This window comes from Ruegeria sp. CDSC025 (assembly GCF_059610805.1).
Genome location: NZ_JBXWOJ010000005.1, coordinates 61,893 through 73,909, shown reverse-complemented (window position 1 = coordinate 73,909; position 12,017 = coordinate 61,893). Strand labels below are relative to the sequence as shown.

The 12,017-nt window shown below is 56.0% G+C and carries 15 protein-coding genes; 6 read left to right on the top strand and 9 right to left on the bottom strand.

The features are described 5' to 3' along the window. Positions 1-2: 2 nt before the first annotated feature. Both AC2FH8_RS09515 and AC2FH8_RS09510 read right to left on the bottom strand, forming a co-directional pair. A complete protein-coding gene (locus AC2FH8_RS09515) occupies positions 3-1,040 on the bottom strand; it encodes an efflux RND transporter periplasmic adaptor subunit (RefSeq protein WP_496689563.1) in 1,038 nt (345 codons plus the stop codon). Further along, positions 1,037-1,504 (bottom strand): MarR family winged helix-turn-helix transcriptional regulator, encoded by a 468-nt coding sequence (locus AC2FH8_RS09510; RefSeq protein WP_185956678.1) that lies wholly within the window; start codon positions 1,502-1,504, stop codon positions 1,037-1,039. The genes AC2FH8_RS09515 and AC2FH8_RS09510 overlap by 4 nt, the downstream gene beginning before the upstream one ends. 166 nt (positions 1,505-1,670) lie before the next feature. On the opposite strand from AC2FH8_RS09510, the gene AC2FH8_RS09505 reads away from it, so the two are divergent. Then, positions 1,671-2,795 carry a beta-ketoacyl-ACP synthase III gene (locus tag AC2FH8_RS09505; protein ID WP_496689561.1) on the top strand — a complete coding sequence of 375 codons (1,125 nt, stop codon included), beginning with the start codon at positions 1,671-1,673 and terminating at the stop codon, positions 2,793-2,795. A gap of 220 nt (positions 2,796-3,015) precedes the next feature. On the opposite strand, the gene AC2FH8_RS09500 is transcribed toward AC2FH8_RS09505, so the two are convergent. After that, a complete protein-coding gene (locus tag AC2FH8_RS09500; protein WP_142636888.1) occupies positions 3,016-3,477 on the bottom strand; it encodes a hypothetical protein in 462 nt (153 codons plus the stop codon). Between the two features lie 353 nt (positions 3,478-3,830). Between AC2FH8_RS09500 and AC2FH8_RS09495 the strand changes: the two genes are divergently transcribed. Then, positions 3,831-4,409 (top strand): thymidine kinase, encoded by a 579-nt coding sequence (locus AC2FH8_RS09495; protein ID WP_142636576.1) that lies wholly within the window; start codon positions 3,831-3,833, stop codon positions 4,407-4,409. Here AC2FH8_RS09495 and AC2FH8_RS09490 read toward each other — a convergent pair. The 5 genes from AC2FH8_RS09490 to AC2FH8_RS09470 all read right to left on the bottom strand — a co-directional run bounded on the left by AC2FH8_RS09490 (position 4,406) and on the right by AC2FH8_RS09470 (position 7,596). Further along, on the bottom strand, positions 4,406-5,356 hold the full coding sequence (locus tag AC2FH8_RS09490; RefSeq protein ID WP_271949234.1) for a 2-hydroxyacid dehydrogenase: 951 nt from the start codon (positions 5,354-5,356) through the stop codon (positions 4,406-4,408). The genes AC2FH8_RS09495 and AC2FH8_RS09490 overlap by 4 nt on opposite strands. Continuing rightward, positions 5,356-5,694, bottom strand: coding sequence for a tRNA-binding protein (locus AC2FH8_RS09485; protein ID WP_271949232.1), 339 nt, complete (start codon positions 5,692-5,694; stop codon positions 5,356-5,358). The genes AC2FH8_RS09490 and AC2FH8_RS09485 overlap by 1 nt, the downstream gene beginning before the upstream one ends. Next, on the bottom strand, positions 5,687-6,502 hold the full coding sequence (gene proC / locus AC2FH8_RS09480) for a pyrroline-5-carboxylate reductase (RefSeq protein WP_142636570.1): 816 nt from the start codon (positions 6,500-6,502) through the stop codon (positions 5,687-5,689). Before proC ends, AC2FH8_RS09485 begins: the two co-directional genes overlap by 8 nt. Before the next feature lie 36 nt (positions 6,503-6,538). Next, the gene (locus AC2FH8_RS09475) at positions 6,539-7,039 is read right to left on the bottom strand and encodes a type III secretion system chaperone family protein (RefSeq protein ID WP_281972666.1); all 501 of its coding nucleotides are present in this window, start codon (positions 7,037-7,039) and stop codon (positions 6,539-6,541) included. Between the two features lie 308 nt (positions 7,040-7,347). After that, positions 7,348-7,596 carry an accessory factor UbiK family protein gene (locus tag AC2FH8_RS09470; protein ID WP_142636566.1) on the bottom strand — a complete coding sequence of 83 codons (249 nt, stop codon included), beginning with the start codon at positions 7,594-7,596 and terminating at the stop codon, positions 7,348-7,350. A 97-nt stretch (positions 7,597-7,693) separates the two neighbouring features. On the opposite strand from AC2FH8_RS09470, the gene lgt reads away from it, so the two are divergent. Genes lgt through pgeF form a run of 3 tightly spaced genes read left to right on the top strand, consistent with a single transcriptional unit; the run spans position 7,694 to position 10,397 of the window. Then, positions 7,694-8,575, top strand: coding sequence for a prolipoprotein diacylglyceryl transferase (gene lgt, locus AC2FH8_RS09465; RefSeq protein ID WP_496689558.1), 882 nt, complete (start codon positions 7,694-7,696; stop codon positions 8,573-8,575). Beyond that, a complete protein-coding gene (locus tag AC2FH8_RS09460) occupies positions 8,575-9,642 on the top strand; it encodes a class I SAM-dependent methyltransferase (protein WP_496689556.1) in 1,068 nt (355 codons plus the stop codon). The genes lgt and AC2FH8_RS09460 overlap by 1 nt, the downstream gene beginning before the upstream one ends. Next, positions 9,639-10,397, top strand: coding sequence for a peptidoglycan editing factor PgeF (pgeF, locus tag AC2FH8_RS09455; protein WP_496689554.1), 759 nt, complete (start codon positions 9,639-9,641; stop codon positions 10,395-10,397). The genes AC2FH8_RS09460 and pgeF overlap by 4 nt, the downstream gene beginning before the upstream one ends. Before the next feature lie 241 nt (positions 10,398-10,638). Here pgeF and AC2FH8_RS09450 read toward each other — a convergent pair whose 3' ends face one another. Beyond that, positions 10,639-10,818, bottom strand: coding sequence for a hypothetical protein (locus tag AC2FH8_RS09450; protein WP_185956677.1), 180 nt, complete (start codon positions 10,816-10,818; stop codon positions 10,639-10,641). Between the two features lie 305 nt (positions 10,819-11,123). Here AC2FH8_RS09450 and AC2FH8_RS09445 point away from each other — a divergent pair, with 305 nt between their 5' ends. Next, positions 11,124-11,906, top strand: a complete 783-nt coding sequence (locus AC2FH8_RS09445) for a Hint domain-containing protein (RefSeq protein WP_271949219.1) — start codon at positions 11,124-11,126, stop codon at positions 11,904-11,906. Positions 11,907-12,017 lie beyond the last annotated feature (111 nt).

The window sequence follows — 12,017 nt, the reverse complement described above, 5'->3', positions numbered from 1 at the left end:
CCTTAGTTGGCAAGACCGGTAAAGCGGCGCACCACCTGACCGTCAATCAAAACGTCGCCGCCGGCGACAACGATTTCTTCCCCGTCACTTAGGCCGTCCAGTACGTTGACATCACCGGTTTCCGTGGGCTCGATGGTAACGGGGACGCGGCGCAGTGTCCCTTGGTCAGCCCCAGTCGGAGAAAACATCATTACGCCCAGCGCCCCTTTGACATCGGCCACAATGGCTGTAGGCGGAACAAAGATCCCCCGTTTCTGGTCCTTGACCCGAACAGTCACAGTAGCCGACGAACCAGGCAGAATTTGCAGCCCTTCAGGCGGTGTCAGGCCAAATTGGATGCGGAAGGTTTGACCGACACTTGAAGATTCGGCGTCGAATTCGCGGATCTGAAGCGGGAAGACTTCGTCGCTCACCGGAAATTTCGCGGTGATGGTGATGTCATCCTGCTGGCCCGACCGTTGAAACAAAATTTCGGGTACGTCGACCTCAATCCGAAGTTCGGACATATCATGGATGCGCACGATCGGGGTACCTGCGGAAACAGTGGTAAAGGCCTCGACCGCCCGGCTGGACACCAGCGCGTTAAATGGTGCCGTCAATGTCGCCTGTTCCAGATCGTAAAGCGCGTCACGCACAGCGATATCAGCCAGTTGCGCCGCAGTCTCAGAGTCGTCCACAGCCACTTGGCTGGCCGCAGTTCCCCGCAGCCGAGACAGGCGGGCCAGGGTCCGGTCCGCCTGATCTTTCTGCAGAACGGCACGATCATAGCGGCGCTGGAACGGCTCACGATCCAGCTCGGCGATCAGCTCACCCTTGGGGATGACAAATCCTTCAGCCACTGGCATTTCAACAATCTGTCCAGCCACCTGAAAGGCCAGATCAACCGTTTGCCGCGCAGCGACGCGACCAAAGAACTGACGTGTGAACCCAGGCGTGGTTTCCTTTACCACCATCAGCTTTACCGGCTTGGCAGCTTCTTCAGCCATGATTGAGCTGGAGAGAAAGATCAGGGCCACGCCCAAAGCAGAGATCAGTTTCATTTCTTCAGTCCCTCGGGAATTCCAGTTTTCAGTATGTTTTCCCGGATCTTCCGGGCCAGTCTTGCGAATTCTGCGGTTTCATCTTTGTTCAGTCCGGACGCGCGCTGAAACAGGGCGCCCGCTTGGGCCACAAGCATCTGGCGTGTTTCTGTGCCTTTTTCGGTCAAAACCAAAAGCCATGCACGGCGATCCTCTGGATCGCGTTCACGTCTCAGATAGCCCGCTTTTTCCAAGGCATCGGCGGTCGAGGTGATTGTCGAAGGAACTGACAGCATGTCAGCCGCTAAAACGCCCATGCGCCTGGGCTGGTCCAATTTGATCACCATATGGCATTCCTGATGGCTCAGCTCTATTTCGATGGCATCGAAGCTCTCCTCGAGCTTCCAATAGAGCGCATACACACCCATCATCGCCTGCATCTCGGGGCTTAAGCGATGCAACAGAGTGTTATGATCATGGGCCATGGGATGATTCCTTGCAGAATTTGACGCGTATATACTTCGAAAAACGAACTATTCAAGAACTGAAGCTCAATTTCCAACCAAGCTTAACATTCCCTCGGGTCAATCTCTCTTGAACAATACCAATCATAACGGCATTTTGGGTGAATCCAGAAATCCAGGACCCAACATGTATACGCCAGCAATCACCGGCTCGGGTGTTTTCACGCCAGATAATGTCATTACGAATGCCGAGCTCGTTTCGGCCTTCAATGCATATGCCGACAAGATGAACACCCAGAACGCAGAGGCGATTGCCGCTGGTGACGTTGAGCCGATGCAGCATTCGTCTGAAGAGTTCATTCTGAAGGCCTCCGGAATCGAAAACCGCTATGTGATGGACAAAGCGGGCGTTCTGGATCCCGACGTGATGCACCCGCTGTTTCGTCAGCGCTCTGACGATGAACCTGGCATCATGACCGAAATGGCCGTTGACGCCTGCAAGAAAGCGCTGGCACAGGCCGGGCGCAACGGGGACGATGTTGATCTGGTAATCTGCGCGGCTTCGAACCATGAACGGGCTTATCCTGCAATCGCGATCGAGATCCAGCATGCGCTGGGATGCAAAGGGTTCGGATTCGACATGAACGTTGCCTGTTCTTCGGCCACGTTCGGCATTCAGGCGGCAGCGGATATGGTCAGGTCCGGTTCGGTAAAATGTGCGCTTGTGGTAAACCCCGAGATTTGCACGGGCCACCTGGAATGGCGTGACCGAGATTGCCACTTTATTTTTGGTGACGTGGCAACGGCCACCGTGATCGAACGGATCGAGGATGCGACCGGACCGCATTTCGAGATTTTGTCGACCAGCTGCGCCACGGATTTTTCCAACAACATCCGAAACAATAATGGCTTCCTGCGTCGCACTCGGCCAGAGGGATTGACCGACCGCCGCGATATGCAGTTCATGCAAAACGGCCGTAAAGTGTTCAAAGAGGTTCTTCCAATGGTCAGCAAGCACATTGCCGATCACATGGACGCCGAAGGGATCAGCAACGCCGATCTCAAACGTCTTTGGCTGCATCAGGCGAACAAAACGATGAATGATTTTATCGGTAAAAAAGTCATGGGCCGCGAACCCGCCCCCGGAGAGCAGCCAAACATCCTGCAAGACTATGCGAACACGTCCTCGGCTGGGTCGATCATCGCATTTTCGAAATACTCTGACGATTTCACCGATGGCGAGATCGGCCTTATCTGTTCCTTCGGAGCAGGGTATTCCGTGGGTTCGGTAATCGTGAAACGGCACGGTTAAGACAACACTCCGCGCAACCACAAATTCGTACAAGAAAGCCTGGCTTATTCTACCCTGCTTGGTTGTTTGATCCTTGTTTCAGCACTGGCATCACCCCGTCCGGCGGCAAGCGGCAAAAGCCCCAGCATGCGAGCGTTCAGATCGGGTCAAGTTTGACCTAGCATGTCATGAGTATCGGTACGCACACCAAACTGGATCAAGACACGCAACTTCCCTTGCCTCAGCTCACGCTTTCTTCTTCCAGGTGCAGCTTCATCTCGATCAGAACATGCTGCAGCAGGCTGGTTTCCTTCAACAGGCGTTTGGCCTCGTTCACCGTGATGATACCGTCTTCGATAGCTGACTGATATTCGGTCATAAGCATGGCAAAGCGTTGGCTCAACGCGATGACATCCGAATTCACACCTCCGGTGCGAGGAGCGTCCGTGTTGCGGCCATCATATGACAGCGTAATGTTCTTGAGGTCGGCCAACGCCGACGTCACATGCGGAAAGTTGGCCACCGCTTCAAGGCGTGCAACCGCATCAACCGGCATGAACCGATCAGCATGCTCTGCATTATCTGAATAATATCGGCCAAGCGTGGCTTTGGATTTACCCGTGATCTCGCACGCGGACTCAATTCCAACGTCCTTGACCAACGCTTCGGTGTGCTTTTTGAGATAGGCCCCGATATCTGCCATGTTTTTACCTTTGCTACCTGCCTTCCCCACTACATCTGCCATTGCGGGGGAAAGGGAAATGAAATTTCCCATACCTGATTCATAATTGAAATGCGATATGTTGGCTATCCCTCAGATATGCGAGGGTTTTGTGAGTGAGTGGCGGCAATAATGCCGGTAGCGAGTGATAGCGGGGCACATATTAGCCCCGCTTCGTTTAGGCCGCTTATAGGCCGAAGGCGTCGCTGTTGTGAGTGCAGGGGCTCCATCCCCAAAGAGCGTGAGCTCATCCCCTAACTGGACAACGGCGGCGTCGCTCATTTCGCCACATGAGATGGCTTGCCCAGGCGGGGCTGGCGAATTAGACCCGAGCCATGGCAAAACTTTACTTCAACTACTCGACTATGAACGCGGGCAAATCGACCGTGTTGCTGCAGGCCTCGCATAATTATCGCGAGCGCGGCATGGATACTTACCTGATGACGGCTGCATTGGATGGGCGCGCCGGTGCTGGGAAAATTGCCTCGCGGATTGGGATATCATCCGAGGCTGATACTTTTGACACCGATGATGATGTTTTCGCCATGATCGAAGCCCGTCTGGCGCAAGGCAAAATTGCATGTGTCTTTATCGACGAAGCCCAGTTCCTGACCGAAGATCAGGTCTGGCAACTGGCCCGCGCCGTAGATGACCTGAACGTGCCGGTGCTGGCTTATGGGTTGCGGGTCGATTTTCAGGGCCGGCTGTTTCCCGGATCGGCCGCCTTGCTGGCGCTGGCGGATGAGATGCGTGAGGTTCGCACGATCTGCGAATGCGGCCGCAAGGCAACAATGGTGATTCGTCAGGACGAGAATGGAAATCCCATCACCCAAGGTGCTCAGGTCCAAATTGGTGGCAACGAAACCTATGTCTCGCTGTGCCGCAGGCATTGGCGCGAGGCCGTGGGCACCTAAACCGGATTTGGCAGCGGGCGCCCCTGAACAAAGGCCGCAACATTATCTAGCGCCATGTGCCCCATAGCGCTGCGGACCTCCTCAGTCGCGGTACCCAGGTGGGGCAACAGGGTCACGTTCTGCAAATCTATCAGAGCTTGCGGCACTGCGGGTTCGAATTCGTAGACATCCAGACCCGCACCCGCGATTTGCTTTTCTTGCAACGCCGAAATCAGGGCCGATTCATCCAATACCTCTCCCCGAGAAATATTGATCAGGATGGCAGCAGCGTTCATCGCCTGCAGCACCTGCGCATTGATCAGATGCCGGGTTTCGGCACCGCCCGGCACAGCCAGGATCAGGAAATCGACACCGGCAGCCAAAGCTTTGAGGTCTGAGACATAATCCGCCGGAAACTCTAACTCCTTTGGACTGCGCGATTGATAGGCGACGTGCATACCAAACCCATAGTGGCAACGTCGCGCGATGGCTTGCCCAATGCGCCCCATGCCCACAATGCCGACCCGTTTGCCGGTCACGTGATGGCCCAACATCTGTGTCGGGTGCCAGCCCTGCCAAAGGTTTGAACGTACCAGCCGTTCGCCTTCTCCGGCGCGGCGGGCCGTGGACAGCAGCAATGTCATGGCAATATCGGCAGTCGCATCTGTGACAGCGCCCGGCGTATTGGTCACCGCGATTCCGGCCTGACGGGCCGCCTCCACATCTATGTGATTATACCCAACCCCAAAGTTTGCCAGCAGTTTGCACCGCGGTTCCGGCACCTCAGCAAAGATCTGGGCAGAAAACAGGTCGCCCAAGGTCGGCACCACCACATCGAATTCGGACAGCGCATGCCCCATTTCCTTGAGTGACATCGGCAAGGTTTCACTGCGCATCTCTGCGTCAAACTCTGCGCGTGCACGTGCTGCGACAGAGGCGGTCATCGGTCGGGCAATGAACACACGCATCAGTGCATCCGCCCACCGGTTGGAACCTTGCCATCCGGCCCGATCAGGACGATCTCACCAGTCTCATCCGGCAATCCTAAAACAAGCACTTCGGACAGGAACTTGCCGATCTGGCGCGGAGGGAAATTTACCACCGCCATCACCTGCTTGCCCACCAATGAGGCGGGATCATAATGCGCAGTGATCTGGGCCGAGGTTTTCCGCTCGCCGATATCTCGTCCAAAATCGATCCACATCTTGATCGCTGGCTTGCGCGCTTCGGGGAAGGGCTCGGCGCGGATAACCTCGCCGACGCGAATGTCGACCTTGAGAAAATCGTCGAATGTAATTTCACTCACGAGACAGCTCCTTGGACCGATCAGTTGCGGCTTTAACAGCGCGGTGCAGCAGGTCGGGAAAACCGAATTCGTCGTGCATCAGGACCTCAAGCGCGGCCTGCGTGGTTCCATTAGGCGAAGTGACATTGACGCGCAGTTGCGAAGGGTCCTCGTCAGACGCCATGGCCAAGGCCCCTGCCCCGGCGACCGTGGACTTGGCCAGCCTCATCGCCAAATCATGTGGCAGGCCCTGAGCCTGACCCGCAGCAGCGAGCGTTTCTATAAGGTGGAATACATAGGCAGGGCCGGACCCGCTCAGCCCGGTAACGGCATCAATCTGCGCCTCATCCTGCAATCTGACCGTCTCACCGACCGCAGATAGCAGGTTTTCGGCTAGGGCCAGATCCGCATCCGAAACAGCAGAATTTCCAATCAACGCCGTGATTCCCTGTCGGATCGCCGCCGGGGTGTTCGGCATGGCACGCACGATTGGTGTTTTCTGGCCCAACACCTCTTCGAATGTTGAGATCGAGGTGCCCGCCGCCACCGACACGAACAGGCTGCGCCCACCGCCCAGGGCTGTAATTGCGGGCAGTGCATCGCCCATCATCTGTGGCTTTACCGCGACCAGCACTACCGCAGGCGCTTCGGGTAGCGGGGTATTGATGTTGACGCCCGACGATTTCAGCCAATCCGACGGGAAAGGATCAATCACCCAGACTGACGAGGCAGGAAGGCCATGCTCTAACCACCCGGCAAGCATGGCCGATCCCATCTTTCCGCATCCCAAAAGCACCAGCCCCTGTTCGGCGACGCGTGACATGTCCATGATTGCCCCTCCGCTTATTTGGCTCGGGGCAAAGCTTTACGCGCGGCCGTAGGCCTCTGCAATGGCGACTTGCATCGCGTCTTCCGGGGTACGGTTGCCCCATGTGACCAGTTGGATCGCGGGATAATAACGCTCGGCGCTCAGGACCGCTGCAGTGATCATCGTATCAATCTGTTCCGGGCTGGCCATCTGACCACCCGCAAGAACCAGACCGTAGCGGTAAACCATCAGCTTCTGATTGGCCCAGTATGTGAAGGCCCCGGCCCAGCACTGATCGTTCATCTTGTTCAGCAGTTCATAAAGCTCGGCCTCGCGCGCCTCAGGTGGCTCCATCTCGAACGAGCACACCATACGCAGCGTTTCGTCATAATTCGACCAGGCTAGCGTAATCGAGTAGGTGCGCCACTGTCCTTCGACAGCCATTGCGATCTGATCATCCCCGATCCGATCAAAGTCCCAATCGTGATGTTCGGCAAGATGTTCAACAATGTCGATTGGATGAAGGTCTTCTTCAAGAAACTGCTCGGAAAGGGCCATAATGCCACCTCACTAATTTCTAGCACTTCGGGGCTGGCAGCGCCCCAGCGCTAGTTGCCTGCTCTACAAGCCGGGCTTCCCCCATAGGCCTGTACTAAATATGGTGCGCTGTGGGTGGTGGCCTGACAACCCCCATTTTTGGGGATAACAGCAATAAGTTGTGGATAGCTGGCAACGGGGATCAAAATATTGGCATCAGATGCAGCTTTGTCTTGATTAATTCCCGCAAGACGGCATGATGCACAACACCGCACAACCCAGAACCGGATTGCGCGGCGTTTGTCTTTTTTCGAAAATTTCGCGGGGGATTATTCGCCCAGCTTGGCTTCCAACGCTGCAATGCGCGCCTCGAGCGCTGTGTTTTCCTCGCGCGCTTTCTGAGCCATGGCACGGACAGCGTCGAATTCTTCGCGTGTGACGAAATCGCGATCAGCCAGCCAACGGTCGATCATCGACTTCATGGCGTTCTCCGCCTCGTCCTTTGCGCCTTGGGCAACACCCATGGCGTTGGTCATGAGTTGGGAAACATCATCCAGAATCTTGTTGCGGGTTTGCATGGTTATCCTCCGATTTGGCGGTTGGTCTCTATATGGGGAATGATTGGCGCAGGCTCAAGGTTGACTTAACCCTCAAAGCCCGGGCAATGAGACGCACATGCAGGCTGTTCTGAATTTCCCCGATCTGTCGCCCGAACTTTTCTCGATCTCGCTGTTCGGGATGGAGTTCGCACTTAGATGGTACGCCCTCGCCTATATCGCTGGGATTGTGATTGCATGGCGCCTGGGGGTGATCGCCCTAAAGCGCCCCGCCCTGTGGCCCGACAAGGCGCCACCTATGCAACCCGCCCAGCTTGAGGATCTGATCACCTGGATCATTCTGGGCGTGATTCTGGGCGGGCGACTTGGGTTCGTGCTGTTTTATCAACCAGCCTATTACCTTTCGAACCCGATCGAAATTCTGATGGTCTGGCAGGGCGGCATGGCCTTCCACGGTGGATTGCTAGGCGTCGTCGTGGCCTCATATATCTATGCAAGACGTCACCAAATTTCGATTTTGCCGCTTGCTGATCTGATCGCGCATACCGTGCCGCCTGGGCTGTTATTGGGTCGTGTCGCGAATTTCATCAACGCCGAACTGTGGGGAAGGCCCAGCGACCTGCCCTGGGCCTTTGTATTCCCCGGTGCCGCCGCCCAAAACTGCCCGGAGGTTATTGGTCTTTGCGCCCGCCACCCCTCTCAGCTTTACGAAGCCGCGCTTGAGGGGTTGCTGCTGGGTGCCTTGCTCTTGTGGCTGGTCTATCGGCGCCACGCTTTCCAAAGACCTGGATTGGTCACGGGAGTGTTTCTGTCCGGCTATGGCGCATCGCGTTTCATTGTCGAGTTTTTCCGGCAGCCCGATGCGCAGTTTGTTTCGGCCGGAAATCCGCTTGGACTTGCCTGGCAAATGGGCGGCTACGGCCTGACCATGGGCCAGTTACTGTCTTTGCCAATGATTGCCTTTGGCCTTTGGCTGGCATCACGCGCTAAGGCCAAGTGATGACCCTCGCCAACCTCTTACAGGCTCGTATCGCACAAGACGGCCCGATGAGTGTAGCCGACTATATGACCGAATGCCTGCTGCACCCGACACTGGGATATTACACCACCCGCGATCCCCTTGGCCCGCAGGGCGATTTCATCACCGCCCCGGAAATCAGCCAGATGTTTGGCGAACTGATCGGGCTCAGCCTTGCGCAATGCTGGATTGACCAGGGGCGTCCGGGCCGTTTCACGCTAGCGGAGCTGGGTCCCGGGCGCGGAACGCTGATGGCTGACATACTGCGTGCAACACAGGGCGTGGATGGCTTTCACGCGGCGGCAGATATTGTTCTGCTTGAGGCCTCACCAACCCTGCGCACCATTCAGGCAAAGACGCTGGATGCCTATGCTCCACGCTGGATTACATCGGTCACCGATCTACCCGATTCCCCGCTTTTGCTGGTGGCAAACGAGTTCTTTGACGCTCTGCCCATTCGCCAATTCATCCGCGATGACAGCGATTGGCGGGAACGTTTGATCGGGATGAAGGACGAATCACTGGCTTTTGGCCTGGGGCCGCGGTCGCCACAGATCGCTTTGAAGAACCGGCTTGAGGACACGCAGGATGGGGATCTGGTCGAGCTTTGCCCTTCGGCCATACCGATCATCACTGTGATCGCCGGACGGATCGCGACACATGGCGGGGCCGGACTGATCCAGGATTATGGCGACTGGCATTCGCTTGGGGATACTTTTCAGGCGCTACATGCCCACAAGCCGATAGACCCGCTTTCCAGCCCCGGACAAGCTGATCTGACCGCCCATGTGGACTTCGAACCTCTAGCGAGCGCAGCGCGAGCGGCAGGCTGCGCCCATTCGCGCCTGACACCCCAAGGCGTTTTTCTGGAACGGCTGGGCATCACTGCGCGGGCGCAAGCATTGGCGAAACCACTCAGCGGGTCCAAGCTTGAGGCGTTGGTAGCCGCACATCGCCGGTTGACGCACCCAGAGGAAATGGGAAACCTGTTCAAAGTACTGGGCCTGTACCCATCTTATGCCGCATTACCACCGGGACTGGAATCATGACGCTGGAAATTCTGACTTCGGATCTCTTGTCATCCGTACGCCATGGTTTTTTCTGCCGCCGAGGCGGGGCCTCATCCGGGATATTTGCAGGGCTCAACTGCGGTCATGGATCATCTGACCAGACCGAGGCTGTCGCGATAAACCGTAACCGCGTAGCGGATGCGATGGAGGTCGATCCCGGATCCCTTATCGGGGTGCATCAGGTGCATTCACCGACGGTCATAACTGTTGATGGTCCAATCGACGGGGAAAAGCCTAAAGCAGACGCGTTGGTTACGGCCTATCCCGGGCTGGCGCTGACCATCCTCACGGCGGATTGCCAACCTGTTCTTTTTGCCGACACCCACGCAAAAGTGATAGGAGCTGCACATGCGGGTTGGCGCGGCGCGCTAGACGGTGTGCTTGAGGCCACGTTGGACTCCATGGAGGCGCTAGGAGCACGGCGCGAGAATACAGTGGCTGTCATAGGGCCCACAATCTCTCAAACTGTGTATGAGGTCGGACCCGAGTTCCTAGAAGAATTTGCCACTGAATCATCAGAAAACCTGCGATTCTTCGCAAATGGAACGGGTGATCGGATGCAATTTGACCTCCCGTCCTATGGGCTGCACCGGTTACGTCAGGCTGGTGTCGGGCATGCAGAGTGGATTCGTCATTGCACCTATTCGGACCCGAACAGATTCTATTCGTACCGCCGATCGGTTCATGCAAAAGAAGCCGACTACGGCCGCCTGATTTCCGCAATCAAACTGTGACGCGCGTCCTGATTGTGGCGAAATCGCCGCTTTTTCGCCACATTTGTTGTGTCTATATGAGTCGCCAAAATTAGGTTTTATTGCCCTCTCTCAGATGGTTATCTGCATATTTCCGAATGTGAGCGCGGCTAGATTAAGAAAAGGAAACAACCAACTTTCTTTTGTCCCAGATTCAACCCGCGTCAGCCTTATGGCCGCCTCAATATGGCGACACGTTAGGCTCAGATTGGGTCGTTAGGCACTAAGCCTTGAACGAGTAGGACAACAGGATGAAACAAAGATCCCGCTTTCTCAGCGCTGTTCTGAAAGCGTCCAGAGAGCAAAAACTGGAGATGCCGTGGAAGCGGGTTTCCAGCCGTTCTGCCAGTGTGGCGCGCCGTTTGGCTTCGCGACGCTGATTAGACAGGCCTACCAAAGCCATTCTGCCGGCTTTGAGGGTCAAGACACACAGCGGGGGTGCTCCGATCCGGTGTGTGGCGCTTCACAGACGCTTTCTGTGAATGTGTTTAGGGGTTTGTGTGCGTAGACAATTTTCGTCTGCGAGTTGTGAGTTTGTCTGGGGGGTCAATGTGTTGACCAAGAGTTTGCGAAATTCCATCGCACCGCGCGGCCGTTACAGCCGACGTCTCGAAGTCGCCATAGCATTCAAGACAAAGAAAACCGATCAGGCGGGCCTGTACGGGGGTTCAGCCTTCCTGAGCGGATGTTTGAGGGGACGGAATTAGTATGACTATTCCACATTCTTTGGCCCGCGCCGCCAGAAACGCCGTCGATACGTCGACAATGCTGCGCGAGATTCCAAGAAATACAACAAAACAAAAAGCGCAGCTGCGGCGCTATGAGGTCAGTTCATTGTTGAGCAATGGCGAGGTATCCCAAACCCGCCACATCGCGCCAGCGCTGCCCATGTTCGAGGATGCGTTTTGTGCCTTTACGCGGGGTTCGCTTGTCGAAACCGAAAACGGGCCGATAGCGATCGAAGATCTTTTACCTGGCGATACGGTTTTGACCCAGAATGGAACTTCGGAAACCGTGGTCTGGAAGGGCTCGGTTACTTTGATCCCCGGGCGCGAAGACTCGCGTGGTCGCACGCGCCCGCTGACACGCATCATGGCGGATACCTTCGGAATGCAAAAACCGATGTCAGGCGTGACTGTCGGTCCGGCTGCGCGCCTGTTAGGCACCCCAGCACATCTGCGGCACTTGTATGGCGGATCTCCTGTTTTGACGCCCGCACACGAGTTCCAAGACGGGATGGGCGTCATCGAGATGCTACCGCCTACCCCAATCGAATTGTTTCACATCTGTCTGAAACGCCATTCGGTTATCAAGGTAGACGGATTACAGTTTGAATCATATCATCCAGGCGTAAATGCGGTTCGGATGATCAGCCATTCGCTTCGCTCAATCTATTTGAACTTGTTCGAGCATGTCGAATCGCTGAATGACTTTGGCCCGCTGCAGTTACCGCGTGCCGGAGATGGAGAGGTGGACGCAATCACTGCCTGAGTTTTAACCAGTACTGCAAAGTGGGGGCTTTATGCAGATTTTAATTAGTTGGGTTTTGTTTCTGGTTGTCACGGCGATTCTGCCGCCGTGCACCAGCCGTCACAAAAGGAT

Coding starts and splice junctions, on each gene's coding strand:
- AC2FH8_RS09515 (WP_496689563.1), bottom strand. CDS start 1,040: ATGAAACTGATCTCTGCTTTGGGCGTGGCCCTGATCTTTCTCTCCAGC.
- AC2FH8_RS09510 (WP_185956678.1), bottom strand. CDS start 1,504: ATGGCCCATGATCATAACACTCTGTTGCATCGCTTAAGCCCCGAGATG.
- AC2FH8_RS09505 (WP_496689561.1), top strand. CDS start 1,671: ATGTATACGCCAGCAATCACCGGCTCGGGTGTTTTCACGCCAGATAAT.
- AC2FH8_RS09500 (WP_142636888.1), bottom strand. CDS start 3,477: ATGGCAGATATCGGGGCCTATCTCAAAAAGCACACCGAAGCGTTGGTC.
- AC2FH8_RS09495 (WP_142636576.1), top strand. CDS start 3,831: ATGGCAAAACTTTACTTCAACTACTCGACTATGAACGCGGGCAAATCG.
- AC2FH8_RS09490 (WP_271949234.1), bottom strand. CDS start 5,356: ATGCGTGTGTTCATTGCCCGACCGATGACCGCCTCTGTCGCAGCACGT.
- proC (WP_142636570.1), bottom strand. CDS start 6,502: ATGGACATGTCACGCGTCGCCGAACAGGGGCTGGTGCTTTTGGGATGC.
- AC2FH8_RS09475 (WP_281972666.1), bottom strand. CDS start 7,039: ATGGCCCTTTCCGAGCAGTTTCTTGAAGAAGACCTTCATCCAATCGAC.
- AC2FH8_RS09470 (WP_142636566.1), bottom strand. CDS start 7,596: ATGCAAACCCGCAACAAGATTCTGGATGATGTTTCCCAACTCATGACC.
- lgt (WP_496689558.1), top strand. CDS start 7,694: ATGCAGGCTGTTCTGAATTTCCCCGATCTGTCGCCCGAACTTTTCTCG.
- AC2FH8_RS09460 (WP_496689556.1), top strand. CDS start 8,575: ATGACCCTCGCCAACCTCTTACAGGCTCGTATCGCACAAGACGGCCCG.
- pgeF (WP_496689554.1), top strand. CDS start 9,639: ATGACGCTGGAAATTCTGACTTCGGATCTCTTGTCATCCGTACGCCAT.
- AC2FH8_RS09450 (WP_185956677.1), bottom strand. CDS start 10,818: ATGGCTTTGGTAGGCCTGTCTAATCAGCGTCGCGAAGCCAAACGGCGC.
- AC2FH8_RS09445 (WP_271949219.1), top strand. CDS start 11,124: ATGACTATTCCACATTCTTTGGCCCGCGCCGCCAGAAACGCCGTCGAT.